The sequence below is a fragment of the Paenibacillus lacisediminis genome (genome assembly GCF_046567315.2).
The window spans coordinates 112,635-129,769 of the sequence record NZ_JBKIAX020000002.1 but is presented as its reverse complement, the minus strand read 5'-3'; the positions used below and the strand labels follow the sequence as shown (position 1 = coordinate 129,769).

The following is a 17,135-nucleotide window of genomic DNA, read 5'->3' as shown; positions in this document are numbered from 1 at the left end:
AGTATGACCAAAACGAAAGTCCGGCGCACCCGCCGGGGGAAATCCACAGCGCTCAGAAAAGGCCGGTTAAGAAGAAAGCGTAAGCTGACGTTAAAGCGGGGGCGGGCCGCCGTCCGCAAACGGGTCCGCAAAAAAGCGATCAGGAGGGTGCGCCCTCGGCGGAAAAGGCTGAGACGCCGGCGGCGAATCGCCGCGTTGCGGGTTCCTCCCAGGCCAGCGCCGGCACCCGAACCGGCGCCTGTACCAGCGCCGGCGCCGCCTCCAATAACGTCTCCGGAAGGAGCAGCCGCTTATGAACAGGAATATAACGGGGCTTACCAGGAAGGGTTTAATGCCGGTTTTGCCCAAGGTTATGAGGATGGACATAAGCTGACTTACAAAAACCAAGTTTAAAACGGTGAATGCAAACCCCGCTGCCTGTCTGTGGCAGCGGGGTTTTTTAAACTTTATAGAATTTCGGGCATGGTAGAGGGCAATGCGCAGGTAGAGAGGGGAGAAGAAAAGGGATGGACTTTGGGGCTAAGGGACACCAGAGCCGTTATTTTCAAAAAAACGGAGGATTGCAAATTGTAACGGACACAGACGACCTTATTTACCTCAAATCGGCCCGGATGAACTGGTTTAGAGCGAAATAGGGTCGCCTGTGTCCGTTAGCCTGGGAAATACCCGGGAAATGGGTGGATAAGGTCGCTGGTGTCCCTTAGAGCGAGCAGTTCCCAAAGCTTAGAAAGAGTAGGAGTTCTTCGGAGCTTCCTGCTTAGAGCGAAATGGAGTCATATGGGCCCGTTGCTAGAGCAGCGTCCATAGACATTTTACGGACCGGTATCTGGTCTGCCTGGACAAGCCGTCTTGGAAAATATGCGTAAAAGTGCAAACGCAAAAGTAAGCGCACGCCCTTTGTCCGTCCTTGGGAGAAGGCGGATTTTCCTAGGGAAACCGGAAGAAATCTAGGTTTTTTCATGGGTGGCATTCGCCAATTTCTCAGGTTCCCGGGTAGTCGTCCATGATGCACGTGTCCCCTCGGCATATATTTATTAAGACCCAGGAATCCCACAAAGATAGGATGAAGAACTTGATGAACTTGATGAACGAGATGACAACTGCTCCCGGCGAAGCTTACCGGGCCGGATACAATGAGGGCTGCCGTTTCGGAGGATGCCGGGCCGTTCTGGATCGCATCCCGGCGGTTTCACGGGAGAAACGCAGCTGGCGCGTACTCTATGTGCCTCAAGGATTTGAGGCGATCGACGGCGGGGTGGCGGCTGCCCTGCAGGAAACGGTGTACGAGAGCAAGGTCGCTTCTCCGGAAACGATGCTGCAGGAGGCGGAGCAGTTCCGTCCTGATCTGGTGCTGGTCATGAACGCGCTGCATGTGTTCCCTGCCGATCATGCCGGGCAGATTTCCCGGTTGCGTGAGATGGGCATCCGCACGGCCGTCTGGTTCGTCGACGATCCTTATTTTACGGATGATACCCGCAATCTGTCGCTATTTTACGACGTTGTATTCACCCATGAGATGGAATGCGTATCCCTTTATCTGAACGCGGGCTGCCGGGAGGTTCATTATTTGCCCCTGGCGGCGAATCCGCAGGTGTTTAAGCCGGTGCGGACGGAGCCGGAGCATCAGTTTGATGTTTGTTTTATCGGCAACGCTTTTTGGAACCGCGTGGAGTTGTTCGATGATTTGGCGGAGTTTTTGCAGGATAAAAAGGTATTGATCGCCGGCGGGTTTTGGGAGCGGCTGACGAATTATGAACAGCTTGCGCGGTTCATTCGTCCCGGCTGGATCCCCCCCGAGGAGACCGTCTACTACTACAACGGCTCCAAAATCGTCATCAATATTCACCGCCCCACCTTGGCGGGGCAGGACAATCGGAACGGCCTGAATATCACGGGCGGGTCCATCAATCCAAGGACGTATGAGATCGCCGCCTGCGGGACGTTGCAAATTACGGATGTCCGTTCCGATTTGACTTCCTATTATTCCCCCGGTTACGACATCGAGACGTTTCGCGATACCGCCGAGCTCAAGGACAAAATCGCTTATTATCTTGAGCACGAAAATGAGCGCCTGCAGATCGCCTGGCGTTCTCTCTGGACGACGCGGCGCGACCACACCTACGGTGATCGGGTCGGACGTCTTCTGGAAGCAGCCCTCGCCGAGCGGCAGTAGTTAACGATCAAAATTTTGGAGGAGTGACATTATGTTGACAGTGCAATCACCAGAGTCCGTGATCTTTGCCCCTGTGAGCAATCCTGCCGATCCGGCTCAGCTTGGGAGAAGCGCCGGGTTGCAGGACGGGTACCACGAAGGATACTTGCGCGGCCGGGCCAGCGTTATCGTGCAGCGGGAACGGCCCCCGTTTCCGGTGCGAAACGTCAAGGTGCTGTATGTTGCTTCCGGGAAAGGTTTCCCCTATGCGCCGATCGACGAAGCGATCTCAGCGACGCTTCGGACGTTGGTCGCCGAGATGCACGTTTACGAGCCGGGGCAGTTTCTTCCCAATCTCGCCGCCGGGCTGCGCCCTGACCTTGTGCTCGTCCTCGACGGCATGGAATTGCCGGTGGAGCAGATCGATGAGATCCGCGCCATGGGCATTGCCACGGCCATCTGGTTCACGGACGATCCCTATTATACGGATATGACCGTCGAACTCTCTTCTCACTATGACTTCGTGTTTACGCTCGAACGCAATTGCATTGATTTGTACCGCTCGGCCGGCTGCAGCCGCGTGCACTATTTGCCCTTTGCGGCGCATACGGAGCATTACCGTCCAACGCTGACGCCGTCTCAGGTCCGCCGGAACATCAGCTTTATCGGTTCGGCCTACTGGAACAGGGTGAACTATCTGCAACCCGTGATCGGCGATTTGATAAATCAGGGTTTGGTGATTAACGGCATTTGGTGGGATCGCCTGCCGGAGTATGCGCAGTATGCCGACCGGATCGAGCTCGACAAATGGATGGGGCCGGCGGAAACGGCCGAAGTCTACAGCGGGACGAAAATCGTTCTGAACCTGCACCGTTCGCCGTTCGAGGAATCGGTCAACAACAATACGGCCGGGATTCTGGCCATGTCGCCGAATCCGCGGACGTTTGAAATATCGGCCTGCGGAACGCTGCAGCTGGTGGATGCCCGCGATGACCTGGCGTTATTTTACGAGCCCGGCAAAGAAATCGAAACGTTCTCTTCGCCCCAGGAGATGTTGGATAAGATTCACTTCTACCTGAACCATGAACAAGAAAGACGGGAGATTGCGCTGAACGCGCTGGAAAGAACGTACCGCGATCATACGTACAGCAATCGCCTGGACGAAATGCTGCGTCACATTTTCGGATGACGGCCAGGTCCGGGGGATCTTCATAAACGGAGGTGACGGCGTTGCCGGAGCGAAAAAAGCTGTTTTTGTTCTCGCATGTCAGCAATGTCCGCAATATTACAGGGGCCGAAAAGCTGCTGCTTTTTGCGGCCAAGAAGCTATCCGCCCACTTTGACTGTACGCTGATCGCCCCCCAGGAAGGCCGGCTAACCTCTTTGGCCCGGGACAGCGGAATCGGCGTCCTGATTTGGGATATCCCCCTGCTGTACGGGATGTGCTCCCCGTATGAGGGGCTTTACCGGGACGCGGAGGGGCTGATGGGCGGCAGTGCCGCAGCGCAAATCACCGAACTGCTCGCCGCAAATCGGCCGGACGGTGTATTCGTCAATACCTGCGTCAATATCGTCCCGCCGATCGCGGCCAAACGGCTTGGCATTCCGGTGGTATGGCATATCACCGAGGTCGTGCCGGACAACGGCTATGCCACGGAGTCGGTCCGGCTGGTCGATCAATACAGCGACCGGATCGTCGGCATATCCGAAGCGGCGCTAACCCCTTTCCGCAGGGAGGTTGCGGCGGGTAAGCTGAGCCTGCTGTTTCCTTCCTGGGAGAGCAGGGGGTTCCAACCCCCCGGGGACTGGCCAAAGCTGCGGCTAGGCAAACGGCGGGAGTGGGGGATTCGGCCGGAGGAGACGGTGGTTGGGTATATCTCCTCTTTTCTCATTCGCGAGAAAGGTCCCGACCACTTTATCCAGGCCGCCCTGGGGCTCAAAAAGGCGTTCCCGCATGCCCGGTTCGTCGTCATCGGCGGGGAGGCGGACCCCGACTTCCACCGCTCTCTGCGTAATCTGGCGAGCCAGGCGGGAAGCGGCCGCATCGTTTTTGTCGACCACGAGGACAGGATCGAGGCGGCTTACAGCGCCATGGACATCGCGGTCATTCCGAGCCTGATCAACGAAGGGTTCGGAATGACGGCCATGGAAGCGATGATCTTCGGCAAACCGGTAGTAGCTTACGCCTCCGGCGGTTTGCAGGAAATTTTAAAGGCTACGGGCAACGGCGAGTATCTGGTTACGTCCGGGGACATTGCCGGACTGTCGGCCAAAATATCCGGTTTGCTGGCCGCTCACGAAACGATTGCGGCAATCGGCCGGGAAAGCCGCATCCGGGTGGTGGAGGCTTTTGGCCCTGCCGCCTATATGGGCCGGTTTCACGAGCTTTTGGAGCATCTGTATCACTTGACCTCCGCTCCGGGAAACACTCCTGCGGATGACACCGGGGCGGCGGGGGAAGCTTCGCCTTTGGCAAACGCCGTAGCGGAAGCGGCGCCACCGGCGTCCCCGCCGCTGCTGCCGGAGGCCGCGGAGCCTGCGCCTTCCGCGCCTGGCGCGCCCCGGCCCGCCCCGGGCGCAAGGCGCCGTGTGCGTTCCGCCAAAGCCAAACGCCGCCTGCGGCCTGCCGGGGCCAAGAAGCGGACGGGCGTTAGCCGCTCCGCCGGAAAGCGGAGGAACCGCCCAGCGGCGCAAAAACATCGGCGCCGGCGCCGGCCCGCGCGTTCCTCCGCGAGAAGCATTCGTACGCGGAAGTCCGGGCGGCAGCGCCGGCGTTCCGCTCCCGTACGCCGCCATCCTTAACGATACTACAACCAGGGAGTGAGAATGTGAAAATCATGACGATACTGGGCACCCGCCCGGAAATCATTCGCCTCAGCCTGATCATCCCGCTGCTCGACCGGTACGCGGATCGCCACGTTCTGGTGCATACCGGGCAAAACTTCACCTCCAGCTTAAGCGGCATTTTTTTTCGGCAGCTCGGCCTAAGGGAACCGGACTATTCCCTTCAGGACCGCCAGGCGACGCTCGGCGGCCAGCTCGCCGCCATGTTCTCGCAAATGGAACGGATTCTGGAGGACGAGAAGCCTGACCGGGTGTTGCTGCTGGGGGATACGAACAGCGCCTTATGCGCGATTTTGGCCGAGCGGATGGGGATTCCGGTCGCGCATATGGAAGCGGGAAACCGCTGCTTCGACCTGGAGGTTCCGGAGGAGAAGAACCGCAAAATCATCGATGCCGTCTCATCGATCAACATGCCTTATACGCAGCAAAGCAAGCAGCATCTTCTCGCCGAAGGGATTCTCAGCCGCAATATCGTGCTCACGGGCAACCCGATTTATGAAGTGCTTCAGCATTATGAACGTGAAATCTCAAGCAGTGATATTTTGCAGCGGCTGAATCTGACAGCGGGCGATTATTTTCTGGTGACGGCACATCGCGCCGAAAACGTGGATCGCCCCGAACATTTGCGCGAAATCCTGAACGGCCTGAACAAGGTGGCCGAAACGTACGGAAGACGCCTCATATGCAGCCTTCACCCGCGCACCCGCTCCAAAATGACGGAGGAACTGCGGATGAGCATGCATCCGCTCGTCGAGTTTCACGAGCCGTTTGGCTTTTTTGATTTCGTCAAGCTGGAACGCCATGCCTGCTGCGCTTTGACCGACAGCGGCACCGTGCAGGAGGAATGCTGCATTATGGGGGTGCCGACCGTAACACTGCGCCGTACGACGGAACGGCCGGAAACGGTCGATTGCGGAAGCAACATCGTGTCCGGCCTGGATGCGGACAGTATCCTGCGGTCGGCGGCGGCGATGATCGAGCTGCCTCGGGATTGGGAGCCCCCTCAGGGCTATTTGGCCAAGGATGTATCGGTAAAGGTTGTCAAATTTCTGCTTGGAGGGAAACGGCATGTTTGAGAATAAACGTATATTGGTAACCGGGGGGACCGGTTCCTGGGGCCATGAACTCATTCAGCAGCTGCTTCCGCAGCAGCCCCGGGAAGTCATCATCTATTCTCGAAGCGAATCCGCCCAGGTCGCCATGAACCGGGAATTCGAGGATCATCGGCTCAGCTTTTGCATCGGCGACATCCGCGACAAGGAAGCGTTGTCGACCGCCTGCCAGGGGGTCGATTACGTGTTTCATCTGGCGGCTTTGAAGCATGTGCCGGTCTGCGAGGATCAGCCCTATGAGGCGCTCAAGACGAACGTGATCGGCACGCAAAACGTCATCGAGGCCGCGCTTGAAAACGATGTGGAAAAAGTGATTTACATTTCAACGGATAAGGCCGCCAACCCGTCCAATTTTTACGGGATGACGAAGGCCATCGGCGAAAAGCTGATCGTCTACGCCAATTTGCTGCGCGGCAAAACCCGCTTCGTTACGGTACGGGGCGGCAATGTGCTGGGAACGAATGGCAGCGTCGTGCATCTGTTCAAGGATCAAATCCGCCAAAAAGGCGAAGTCTCGATCACCGATATTAACATGACGCGCTTTTTCCTTACGCTTCCCGACGCCATTTCCCTGCTGTTCAAAGCATCCATCGAAAGCGTCGGCGGCGAAATTTTCGTCATGACGATGCCGACGTGCCGGATCGTCGACCTCGCCGAGGTGCTGATCGAGGATTCCGGTTTGCCGGACGTCAAGCTGGTGGAACGGGGGATTCGGCCGGGTGAGAAAATCCATGAAATTTTGATGAGTGAATTCGAAAGCCTGTCAACGGTTGTTTACGATGAGCAGTATCTCGTCATTTTGCCGACGATTAACATGCCCGAACTGAAGGAGCGATACAAGCACTGCCCGCCGGTTTCCTTCCCGAGCTTCAGCTCCGCCGACAATCTGATGTCGAAAGAGGAGATATGGAGCATCCTGCGGCGCGGGGGGTTCCTGTCATGAAGCTGCTGATTTTGGGCGGAAACGGGATGGCCGGCCACATCCTGGTGGACTATTTCCGGCGGCAGGGGCGGCACAGCGTGTTTTACACAACACGCGATCCCAAGGATCCGAACGGGCTGGTCATGGACGCCGCCGACTGCGTGATGGTCGAGAAGGTGGTCGAAGCGGTGCGGCCGGACGTCATCGTCAACGCGATCGGCGTGCTGAACCAGTTTGCCGAGCGAGACAAGATAGCCGCGTATCACATCAACGGCTTTCTGCCGCACCGCCTTGCCCGGGCGGCTGATATTGCCTGCGCCCGGCTGATCCATATCAGTACGGACTGCGTGTTTTCCGGCACGCGCGGCGGCTACCGCGAGGATGACGAGCCGGACGGCACGAGCGTGTACGCGCTGACGAAAGCGCTCGGCGAAGTCCGCGCGCCCGGCCACGTGACGATCCGCACCTCCATCATCGGTCCGGAAATCCGCCCCGGCGGCATCGGGCTGATGCATTGGTTTATGAACAGCCAAGGGACGGTTTCCGGCTACCGGAAGGTGCTGTGGAACGGCGTGACGACGCTCGAACTGGCCAAAGCCGTCGACTCGCTGCTGGATTCCCCGGTTTCGGGCCTGATCCATCTTGCCTGCCCGGAGCCGATCAGCAAACATGATTTGCTGCTTCTGTTCCGGGAGATCTGGGGCCGGACGGATATCGCTGTAGCTCCCAGCGATGAGCCGGTTCAGGACCGGACCCTGATCCCGACCCGGGGCCATTGGAAGTACGAGGTGCCTCATTATCGTGAGATGTTGGAGGAGTTGGAACGATGGACGAAGGAGAAGCACTGCTAGGCCGTGTCATTCTCGTTACGGGCGCGGCGGGATTTACCGGCGCCCACGCTTGCCGGTATTTTGCCGGGCTCGGCATGAAGGTCGCCGGGCTCGTGCACAACCGGATCCCGGATTCATCCGGCGCGGACACGGGAATCCGGTATTATCCCTGCGATCTGCTGGACTCGCAGCAATTGCCGGCGATCGTTCGCGAAGTGGCCCCCGATTACGTGCTGCATCTCGGAGGCAAAAATTCCGTCCCCGAATCATGGGATGACCCGCTGCTGTATATGCAAACCAACGTTTTTTCCCTGCTGTCCCTGCTTGAGGCGCTGCGTCCGTTTCCGGACTGCCGCGTGCTCATTGCGGGGTCGCGCTTATCGGTTCCGCTTTCGCCCCCTTACCGTCCGCCTCATCCCTACAGCTTAAGCAAAAGCCTGCAGAAGGTCATCGCCCTTTCCTGGCAGGCGCTGTTCAACCAGTTCATCATGGTGGCGGAGCCGTCCAATTTGACCGGACCGGGCCCATCGACGGGGATTTGCTCGCTGCTTGCCCGGCGGATCGCCCAGGCAGAGCTCGGCGAGATGAACGAGCCGTTCCGGCTGTCGTCCCGGCTAGCGCGGCGCGATTTCCTCGATGTTCGCGATGCGGTCCGCGCCTACGGATATTTACTTGCTTACGGCCGCAGCGGCGAGGAGTATCCGGTATGCTCGGGGCAGGAGCGGAGCCTTTTGGAGGTGGCGGAAACGATGCAGCAGCTTGCGGAGACCCGGATTCCCCTGCAATGGGGGGATGCCGATCCGCAGCCTCCGGGCGGAGGGGAGGAGCCGGCCGAGCCGGAGTTTCTGTACGGGCTGGGCTGGAAGCCGATCATTCCGTTTACCGCCTCGTTAACCGACGTGATCGGTTATTTTCGCGGTAAGAAAGGAGAGTTTCGATGAAACCGACGGTTTCGGTCGTAATCCCGTTTTATAACTGCCCGTACGTGGGGCAGGCGGTTCAAAGCGCCTTGAACCAGACCTACCGTCCGCTGGAGGTGATCGTGGTTGACGATGGCTCAACCAGTCATGTGGAGCGGCTCGCGCCGTACCGTTCGCGTATTCATTATTTGGGAAAAGCAAACGGCGGAACGGCCTCGGCGCTTAATCACGGCATCCGCCATGCAAGCGGGAAATACATCGCGTGGCTCAGCTCGGACGATATTTTTTATCCGAAGAAAATCAGCCGTCAAGTCGCTTTCATGCAGCAGCAAAACGCCGCCATATCCCATACGAATTTTCATTGTATCGACAGCGCGGGCAACGTGACACGGTCCAATGCGGTTCCGGCCGGTATGCTGCGGAGCAGCGCCGATTTTTACCGGTGTTTTCTGCACGCGAACCCGGTTAATGGCTGCACGGTGATGATCCGGCGGGATCTGTTCGCGGCCATCGGCTTGTTTGACGAGTCGCTGCCGTATACGCATGATCTCGATTTTTGGTACAGGGTGATTCTGACCGGGACGCATTTTCCGTTCTTGAATGAATCCTTGACCGGCTACCGCTGGCACGAAGGAATGGGAACGCTGCGGCACCACGAGCGAATCCAGCCAGAAATCGCCCATACCCAAAGCCGGCACAGAGGAGCGCTGGTGCAAATCCTGTCCAGAATGAATATATGACGGGGGACGGGGGAAGCGGCGCTATTCGGAACCGTCCGGCGTGGGGCCGGACGGTTTTTTTAATGGGAGCAGGAAAACACCGATTTACACCGGCTAATGGAGCGACGAACCGCCGTCGACGAACCTTCAGCCTACAAAATAGCGGAACTTTATGTACTTATTATCTCGAGCCAGGCAGCTTCATCCCCATTAGCGCCATTTTTTGTTCTCACTTTTCCTAGGAAGGGTCGAGAACGTGGGCATTTCCTAGGGATTTGAGAAAATAGCGGCATTAATTTCCCCTATTTCTTGTTGAATAGGGACATCACCGGAATAACGCCCTTTTTTGCCCTTATGTTTTTCGCTGTGGCTAACTCGAAGCCGAATAATGGCTGCGGGGTCCATTAGATCGGGAAATACCCGGGAAATGAGCAAATAACGCCAATACGGTCGGCTAGGAGGCCCCTCATGCCGCATTGGCCGGACAAGCTTTACCGGTCAGAATCCGCAGCCGCACGGTAAAACCGGCCCAAACCTCTTAAGTTTTACGAGAATATAGTAAACTACGAAACTTTCAAAAGCTTGCGAGAGGGGGTGACAAGATGGCTTTTGCTAGAGTTCCGGGTTTGATCAGCGTGGTTGGAACTTGCTGGAACGCCGGATTCACCGCTCAAGGTCCGGTTTGCCCGCAAGGGAGCGGAGAACTCAGCCTATCCATGAAAGGTGTGAACAGAAGGTGACTATGAAACTATCGAAAACAATGGAGGGGCGGGCGGCTTTTAAATTCAAATTCGTCACGGAATATTTGCGGCTTGAAGCGGCAAAAGGCCCGGTCATCGAAGCCAAAATCCGTGCGAAATGGCTGTCTCTTCTTCAACCCATCGATTTGGATATAGCTTTCACTTTAAATAGCGGGGAGTCTCTTCCGCCCGGGCTCGAGCACGTAAAAACCGTTCCAATCCATGAGCCTGGTTACTGGAATCACTACTTTTTCAACTCATGGCAAATGGAGCAGGAAACGGGCAGCGGCGGCGGGTTCAGCATAGGGCCGAACATCGATCTGTCCAAACCGCCAAAGGTGCTGGTTCCCGTGGTTGTTTATTCCGAATATCAAAAGCGCAACCTGCTGAAAAAATGGCCGCATTACGACCCCAGTCTCATTACGGTGATTCCCAACATGATCGACCGGTCGAGATTTTCGCTGGGACAACGCGCCAGTAAACCCGTCGTGGGCTGGATCGGTTACGACCACCCGAGCAAATACACGAAAGGGGCGGAAGTCATTCCGTATTTGGCCAAACGATTCCCTTCGGTCGATTTTGAAATGATTCATGCCGAACCTCCCAAATACAAACAGGAGTGGATGAAGGAAAACCTGCCTAATGTAAAAATCATGAATTCCGTCCCGCATTCCCGAATGCCGGAAATGATGCGCAGGTGGCATGTACTGGTTTGCGGCAGCAAGTGGGAAAATTGCCCTTCACATATCCGGGAGGCGATGGCTTGCGGCGTGCCGGTTATCGCAGCTAAGGTCGCCGCCATCCCTGAAGTAGCGGAAAGCCAAATCCTGCTTGAGGATATGAAGTGGGGACATCCGCCCGTCACAAGTATGCCCTACGAATGGACGGAGAACTCACTGAACAAGTTTGCGGAGGCTTTGTACGAACTCCTTACGGAGGCCGGAAAGGCCAAGCGTTTATCTGAATTGGCTGTGCAAGAAAGCATGAAGGGTGATCCCAGAAAGATCTCGGATCTATGGTTTCAGTTTATGCGAAAATGCCGGGACAGCTGTCAATATAACCGATCGGAAGGAGGAGCTTAAAGTTGGAAAATGCATTGGTAACGGTAGTGATTCCTTTTTACAACCCTGGCCGGTTTCTTGAGGAAGCCATCGAAAGCGTTTTTCAGCAAATTTATCCCCGTTGGAAGCTGCTGTTGATTGATGACGGCTCCACGGAACAATATGAATCCCGGATTAAAACCTATTTGTCCGACCCCCGGGTCAAGCTGATTCGTCTTCCACAAAACGCTGGCCAATCCCAGGCGCTGAACCAAGGGCTTGAGCTGGCGGATACGCCGTTTATCGTCCAGCTCGACAGCGATGACTGGTTTTATCCGCACACGCTGGAAGTGCTGGCCGGTGAAGCGCTAAAGCAGCCGGAGGAGGTGGCGGTGGTATCCGGCAACATTCTAGTGGTTCATGAGGACGCGAACGGGGACCGCTTTCTGACGACGATGAACAAGGGGCGAGCGTTCGCCGACAAATATGATTTCCTCCTGGCGAATACGTCACTGTGGCCGCGTTTTTACCGCACGAACGCGATTCGCGCCATCGGCGGTTGGCCGACGGACGATCCGTATCAGGGGCGGGTGATGGAGGATAAGCGGATTTTGCTGCGGTTAATCGAGCGTTATCGGTTTCATTGGATCGACCAAATGCTGTATATTCACCGCCGGCATACCGGTAATCATACGAATCAGATCGGCCTGTACGCCGAAATGGTGGAATGGTCCGTTCGCGACGCCTTGCAGCGTTGGGGCAGTCCATATGAGCCGGTGTTTGAGAACTACGGTATCGGGTGGAAAAAGCTGGCGCGGCTCGTTGCGGTTGCCCCGTCCGGTTCGGACATTCCCGCCGAGGAGGAAACGGCACTGATAGAGGAAAGCACGGCGGCCGAAGAAAAAACGCCGACAGAGGAACCTGCAGCCGAAGAAATGTCCGCGCCCGCAACGTCCGCTGCTCCGCCCGCGAAACCGAGCGGGTCGGCAATAGCAGCGGTCCCGGCACAAGTAGAGGCGCCTGGGCGGAGAGCTGCCGCAGCGGAACCAGAGCAGAAATCCGCGCCGGCTCCGCAGCTTCCACAGCCGGCCCAATCAAATCCGGCCAGATCGCAGCCGGCCAAAACGCGGCGCAAATTTGCAAATTCGTATTATGTCTTGGCGAATGCCGGCCCGGGCACCGCGCCTTTCACCGGCCCAGGCACCGGACCTTACACCGGACCCGGAACCGCGCCCGGCACCGGGCCGGGGACGTAAGGAGGGAGCCGCGATGAGCCTCGTAACTGTCGTTGTTCCTACGTATAACAAGGCCCGTTACATCAGGGACGCGCTCCGGTCGATCGAAAGCCAGACCTGCCGGGACTGGCGGCTGCTGGTCATCGACGACGCTTCGAACGACGGGACGGTGTCCATCGCAAGGCGCCATACCGATCCGTCCCGGACCCGCATCATCGCGCGCCGGCAAAACCAAGGGATTTGCCACGTGCTGAACGAGGCGCTGTCATGGATAGAGACGAAGTATTTCCTTCAGGTGGACGGGGACGACTGGATCGCCCCGAACACTGTGGAGGTGCTTCTCAGCGAAATGGAGCGCCGGCCGGAACAAGTGGCTCTGGCTTACGCCAATACCTGCCATTGGCATGAAAGGGACGGCGCCCTGCATTTTCACAAAAAAGTGAAGCATCGTCCGTTTCGGGACCGCTATGATTTTGCCGCCTATGATCCGATGGTTCAGCCGAGATTTTACAGAACAAGCTGCGTGAAACAAGCGGGCGGATGGGAGATCGACAAGCTGACCGGAGGACGTATGATGGAGGATCGGCGCATGCTGCTGAGACTGCTGGATCATTACGAGTTTGCTTATGTAAACCGGGATCTCTATCATTTTCGCTATCATCAGCATAATTTAAGCCATGATCGCAACGCCGAAATCTATAATCGCTTACGAAAAATGTATACGGCCCAGGCACTGGGGCGCTGGGGGGATGTTTACCGGGCCGAGGCGGCGGGGCCGCCCCACTTGTGGCAATCCATCGTACTTGTCCCAACCGGCACCAGAAAGGAGTGATCGTTTGTATGGCAATGGTTACCGTTGTCATTACGTTGTACAACAAGGAACGTTACATCGAACAGGCGATTCGCAGCGTCATTCATCAGACCTATACCGACTGGGAGCTGCTGATTATCGACGACGCTTCTACCGATGCCTCCCTGCAAAAAGTCCGCAGCTTTAACGACAGCCGCATACGCACGATCGCCTTGCCTCATAATATCGGGCAAACCCATGTCTTAAATTACGCCTTGACGCGGATTTCAACCCCTTATTTCGTGCAGCTTGACGCCGATGACTGGCTGGATCAAAACGCGCTGCAGCGATTGGCTGCCGCGGCGCAAGCCCATCCCCAAGCCGCGCTTATATACGGCAATCATCTGACGTATTGGTTGGACGCGCAAGATAATGTAGTGAACAAGGAGCCGACCATCCTGGAGCAGTACAAGGACCGCTACGACCTGCTGCTGAAAATGAGCCAGGCGATGGTGCCGCGCTTTTACCGTGCGGATGCCGTGCGGGAGGCCGGCGGCTGGATGGTGCAGGAACAGGGCGATATGCTCGCCGAGGACGTTCAGATCACGCTTCGCCTGGCGGGAAAGTATCCGTTCGTATGGGTGAATGAAATACTATACCACCGGAGAAGGGATCCGGCCAACTGGAAAAAATTCGAGGAAACCCGGCCGCTGCGGCGCCAATACCGTTATGAGTTGTACAATCAAATTCTTCGCGAATGGGGCGGCGAGTATCTGGCTGATTGGAGGCTGTCAAACGATGCCTACTATTTGCAAGGATTAATTCCGGCCCCGCAACCCGTCAAGGAGGAAGCTTTTCCCCGTTATACGATTATCATACCCAATTTCAACCACGAGTCCTCCATCGTCGCTGCCGTACAAAGCGCCATCCGCCAGACGCTTCCCCCCGAATCGATCCTCGTGATCGACGACGCTTCCACCGACCGGTCTTTGGCCCGGCTTGACGCCAGCATCAAGGATCCTAAGATCCGCGTGATCCGGATTTCAAAGAACAGCGGTATCTCGGCGGTGCTGAACGCGGCGCTGCCGCATATCCAAACTCCCTATTTCATTCAGCTCGACGGGGATGACTGGCTGGACAAAAAGGCGGCCGAGAAGCTGGTGACAAGCCTTCACCGCAACCCGAAAGCGGCCTTTGCGTTTGCCGATCACCGGCTTTGGGAACGGAATGCGGAAGGAACGCTGGAATGTGTCAACCAGATCCTTCAGCCGGCTTTTGAAACGCCATATGATTTTCTGTTGAAGCTCGGTTACATGGTGAACCCGAGATGCTACCGGACGGCTAGTGTACGCGAGGTCGGCGGCTGGCTGACCAACGACCCCTGGGAGGGGCGTTATTTCGAGGACGCCCGGATGATTATCCGGCTGGCGGCGGGGTACTCCTGGATTCATGTGCCAGAGCTGCTGCATAACGTCAGAATCAACCGGCAAAAATCGGACAGCAAAATCAAATACTACAACCATTTGCGCAAGTCGTTTTATGAGGAAACGCTGAAACAGTGGGGTGACCATTACAACCCCGTATGGAGAACCGCTCCGACGGGGCGGATTATTCTGGAGAGGCTGGAGCCCCGGCAGAAATAACGCTGCGCCCCTAAAAGGCTGCTTGTCCCAAATGGATTCATTTAGGACAAGTGGCCTTTTTTGCGTGGCTATTCGGAACTTGAACGTGCGAGCTTCTACGATCAGACAAAAGAGGTGTCTTTCATTTGTTATAGACCATCGGCCCGACCTAAATCAACTGCCAAACGAATTAAAGTATTCTTTTCTTGGGGGGGGCGGCAGATCAACACTCACTGTCCGGAGTCTTTGCACGATTATCCCGTTTGATCAGGTAGCAGAAACAGACAAGCTCGGTAAGAAGAAAATATTTGGTGGAGAAGCAGATCGGTTCGAGATAATTTAGACGGACTTGGAGAAGGAATCAGGTTTAGGGGAGGTGAAACAGACCGGACAAGAGATCAAGATAAGAGATCAAATAGAAGATCAGGACAGGAGATCAAGGACAAGACTCGAGGGAAACGAAAAGACCGTGATTTTGATGTAGCCTGCTTTCATCTGCAGCAACACCCGGACTGTTCATGCTAACCCACACCAAGTAAGTCGATCCCCATCAAGACAAGTTGATCCGCATCAAACTCCCCTCGCCGTTCCAGCGTCTCGATCAGGCCGCAGCCGCAAGGGGCCGATTCGGTTGGCGTGCGATCAGCCGGCGGTAAGGGATCGCCGGAATCGCCACACACATGCGCAGCAACTTCTGCCGCATCGTTTCTTTCGCTTCGGGCAGGTGCAGTTGGCGGCGTCCGGTATACTCGTTGAGGTACGCCTGCAGATGCTTCAGTCCCAAGGCTCCATACGTACTCTTCAGCGATTCCCACGCCTCTCTCACCACTTTCCGCAAGGGCGCATACAGTCGATAGGCTAGAGGGAACGACTGTACTGCCGATGTACGGACATCCACATTCTCGTTGATGAACGCGGCGAGTTCGTGACGGTTTGCCCTTTGTCCGTCTCCTCTTTTATGCGGTACCAGGCGGATTTTGACCTGCTCCGGCTCGCCCGACTCCATTACCGTGCATCCCGCTACGACCGCCGAGGCATACGGATGCGAAAACTGACACCGGGACGGGTCACGCCCATACAGATCGCTGTTCACCTTCACGTCTCCGCAGAGCAGCTCCTGGGCATCGAATTCTAGGGCGGCATGGCGTATTTTGTGCAGCATCAACCAGGCGGTTTTGTAGGTGACCCGGATCACCTGGCTTAGCCGCAGCGCCGAGATGCCGCCCTCAAGCAGGAACAAATCCAGGGCCTCGAACCACTTGAGCAGGGGCAAATGTGTTCCTTCAAAAATCGTACCGACCAAAGCAGACGTTTGATGCTTGCACTTTCCGCACTCGAACAAGGGGATATGCCGGGAGGTCAGACGACTGCACCGGGTGTGAGCGCAGCGCGGGCAGACGAAGCCGTTCGGCCACTTCATCGCGATCAGCGCCTCCATGCAGGCCTGCTCGCTGTTATAACGGCTGCTGAATGGTTGAAGTTCCGTTCCCGCATTGGCCTCCATGGTCGCTCGCCCCCGATCAAGAATTCACGAACGTTCGTTCGATTAACTTCATTATACCAAACATACGTTCCCTAATCAAGTTGAAAATCTCACCTGAAACTCCTCATTTTTTCCTCATCTCTTTTTCTTCTCTCTTTTTTGGGAACCCTTGATCTAGCCCCACCCCCTACTCCCTGCTCTCTGAACGAAAGGGATAATCGTGCAAAGGCAAGCAGCAGGCAGGGACACTAAGACAACTAAGACAACTAAGACAACTAAGACAACTAAGACAACTAAGACAACTAAGACAACCAAGACGCCAAGACCAAGACACCAAGACACCAAGACACCAAGACACCAAGACACCAAGACACGAACCCTTTGGGCAGCCCCCTCACCTGGCGTCGATTTGCGACACTGCTCGAGGGCGGCTACGGTGCAAAAGGTAGATGCGCTGACCTCGGCGGATCGTGACGCCCTCTTCATCGTTGACGCTTCCATGCTTCCATGTTTGAGCGGAACCGCAGCAAGGCGGTCGGGTTGCTTGCCCGGTTTAGAGATCATGCCACCGGCACGTTTTACAAGGGATCTTCTATGTTCTAGATCAACGAAGAAGCCCAAAAAGCCGGGAAGACACTGTCCGCCTCTGATTCAGCGTCAACGCTTGTCTGCCGATTTTTTGCTGCGAAAGTTGAGTCATAAATTCTGGCGTGTAATCTTAAAAAA

At 56.4% G+C, this 17,135-nt stretch carries 14 protein-coding genes and 1 pseudogene; 14 read left to right on the top strand and 1 reads right to left on the bottom strand.

Annotated features, from left to right (window positions below; genetic code table 11):
• Positions 1-3 precede the first annotated feature (3 nt).
• The 13 genes from ACLD72_RS03935 (at position 4) to ACLD72_RS03875 (ending at position 14,947) form a co-directional block, all read left to right on the top strand.
• Positions 4-393, top strand: coding sequence for a hypothetical protein (locus tag ACLD72_RS03935; RefSeq protein WP_411003760.1), 390 nt, complete (start codon positions 4-6; stop codon positions 391-393).
• 682 nt (positions 394-1,075) lie between these two features.
• Positions 1,076-2,173 (top strand): CgeB family protein, encoded by a 1,098-nt coding sequence (locus tag ACLD72_RS03930; protein WP_458475562.1) that lies wholly within the window; start codon positions 1,076-1,078, stop codon positions 2,171-2,173.
• Positions 2,174-2,204: 31 nt separating this feature from the next.
• Positions 2,205-3,341, top strand: coding sequence for a glycosyltransferase family protein (locus ACLD72_RS03925; RefSeq protein ID WP_411003759.1), 1,137 nt, complete (start codon positions 2,205-2,207; stop codon positions 3,339-3,341).
• Positions 3,342-3,382: 41 nt separating this feature from the next.
• Positions 3,383-4,954, top strand: a complete 1,572-nt coding sequence (locus ACLD72_RS03920; protein WP_411003758.1) for a glycosyltransferase — start codon at positions 3,383-3,385, stop codon at positions 4,952-4,954.
• A 26-nt stretch (positions 4,955-4,980) separates the two neighbouring features.
• Positions 4,981-6,072, top strand: coding sequence for a non-hydrolyzing UDP-N-acetylglucosamine 2-epimerase (gene wecB / locus ACLD72_RS03915; protein ID WP_411003757.1), 1,092 nt, complete (start codon positions 4,981-4,983; stop codon positions 6,070-6,072).
• A complete protein-coding gene (locus tag ACLD72_RS03910) occupies positions 6,065-7,051 on the top strand; it encodes a polysaccharide biosynthesis protein (RefSeq protein WP_251591157.1) in 987 nt (328 codons plus the stop codon). Before wecB ends, ACLD72_RS03910 begins: the two co-directional genes overlap by 8 nt.
• The gene (locus tag ACLD72_RS03905) at positions 7,048-7,881 is read left to right on the top strand and encodes an SDR family oxidoreductase (RefSeq protein WP_251591154.1); all 834 of its coding nucleotides are present in this window, start codon (positions 7,048-7,050) and stop codon (positions 7,879-7,881) included. The genes ACLD72_RS03910 and ACLD72_RS03905 overlap by 4 nt, the downstream gene beginning before the upstream one ends.
• Positions 7,857-8,801 (top strand): NAD-dependent epimerase/dehydratase family protein, encoded by a 945-nt coding sequence (locus ACLD72_RS03900; protein WP_411003756.1) that lies wholly within the window; start codon positions 7,857-7,859, stop codon positions 8,799-8,801. The genes ACLD72_RS03905 and ACLD72_RS03900 overlap by 25 nt, the downstream gene beginning before the upstream one ends.
• Positions 8,798-9,520, top strand: coding sequence for a glycosyltransferase (locus ACLD72_RS03895; RefSeq protein WP_411003755.1), 723 nt, complete (start codon positions 8,798-8,800; stop codon positions 9,518-9,520). The genes ACLD72_RS03900 and ACLD72_RS03895 overlap by 4 nt, the downstream gene beginning before the upstream one ends.
• A gap of 721 nt (positions 9,521-10,241) precedes the next feature.
• Positions 10,242-11,321 carry a glycosyltransferase family 4 protein gene (locus tag ACLD72_RS03890; protein WP_411003753.1) on the top strand — a complete coding sequence of 360 codons (1,080 nt, stop codon included), beginning with the start codon at positions 10,242-10,244 and terminating at the stop codon, positions 11,319-11,321.
• A 2-nt stretch (positions 11,322-11,323) separates the two neighbouring features.
• Entirely contained in the window at positions 11,324-12,535 is a 1,212-nt protein-coding gene (locus ACLD72_RS03885) for a glycosyltransferase (protein ID WP_411003752.1), read from the top strand.
• A 13-nt stretch (positions 12,536-12,548) separates the two neighbouring features.
• Positions 12,549-13,346 carry a glycosyltransferase family 2 protein gene (locus ACLD72_RS03880; RefSeq protein WP_411003751.1) on the top strand — a complete coding sequence of 266 codons (798 nt, stop codon included), beginning with the start codon at positions 12,549-12,551 and terminating at the stop codon, positions 13,344-13,346.
• A gap of 8 nt (positions 13,347-13,354) precedes the next feature.
• The gene (locus ACLD72_RS03875; RefSeq protein WP_411003750.1) at positions 13,355-14,947 is read left to right on the top strand and encodes a glycosyltransferase; all 1,593 of its coding nucleotides are present in this window, start codon (positions 13,355-13,357) and stop codon (positions 14,945-14,947) included.
• Positions 14,948-15,527: 580 nt separating this feature from the next.
• Here the strand turns inward: ACLD72_RS03875 and ACLD72_RS03870 are convergent.
• Positions 15,528-16,430, bottom strand: a complete 903-nt coding sequence (locus ACLD72_RS03870; protein WP_458475560.1) for a transposase — start codon at positions 16,428-16,430, stop codon at positions 15,528-15,530.
• 378 nt (positions 16,431-16,808) lie between these two features.
• Here ACLD72_RS03870 and ACLD72_RS03865 point away from each other — a divergent pair.
• Positions 16,809-17,006: pseudogene (locus ACLD72_RS03865) on the top strand (IS4 family transposase); the annotation flags it as partial.
• Positions 17,007-17,135: the final 129 nt, after the last annotated feature.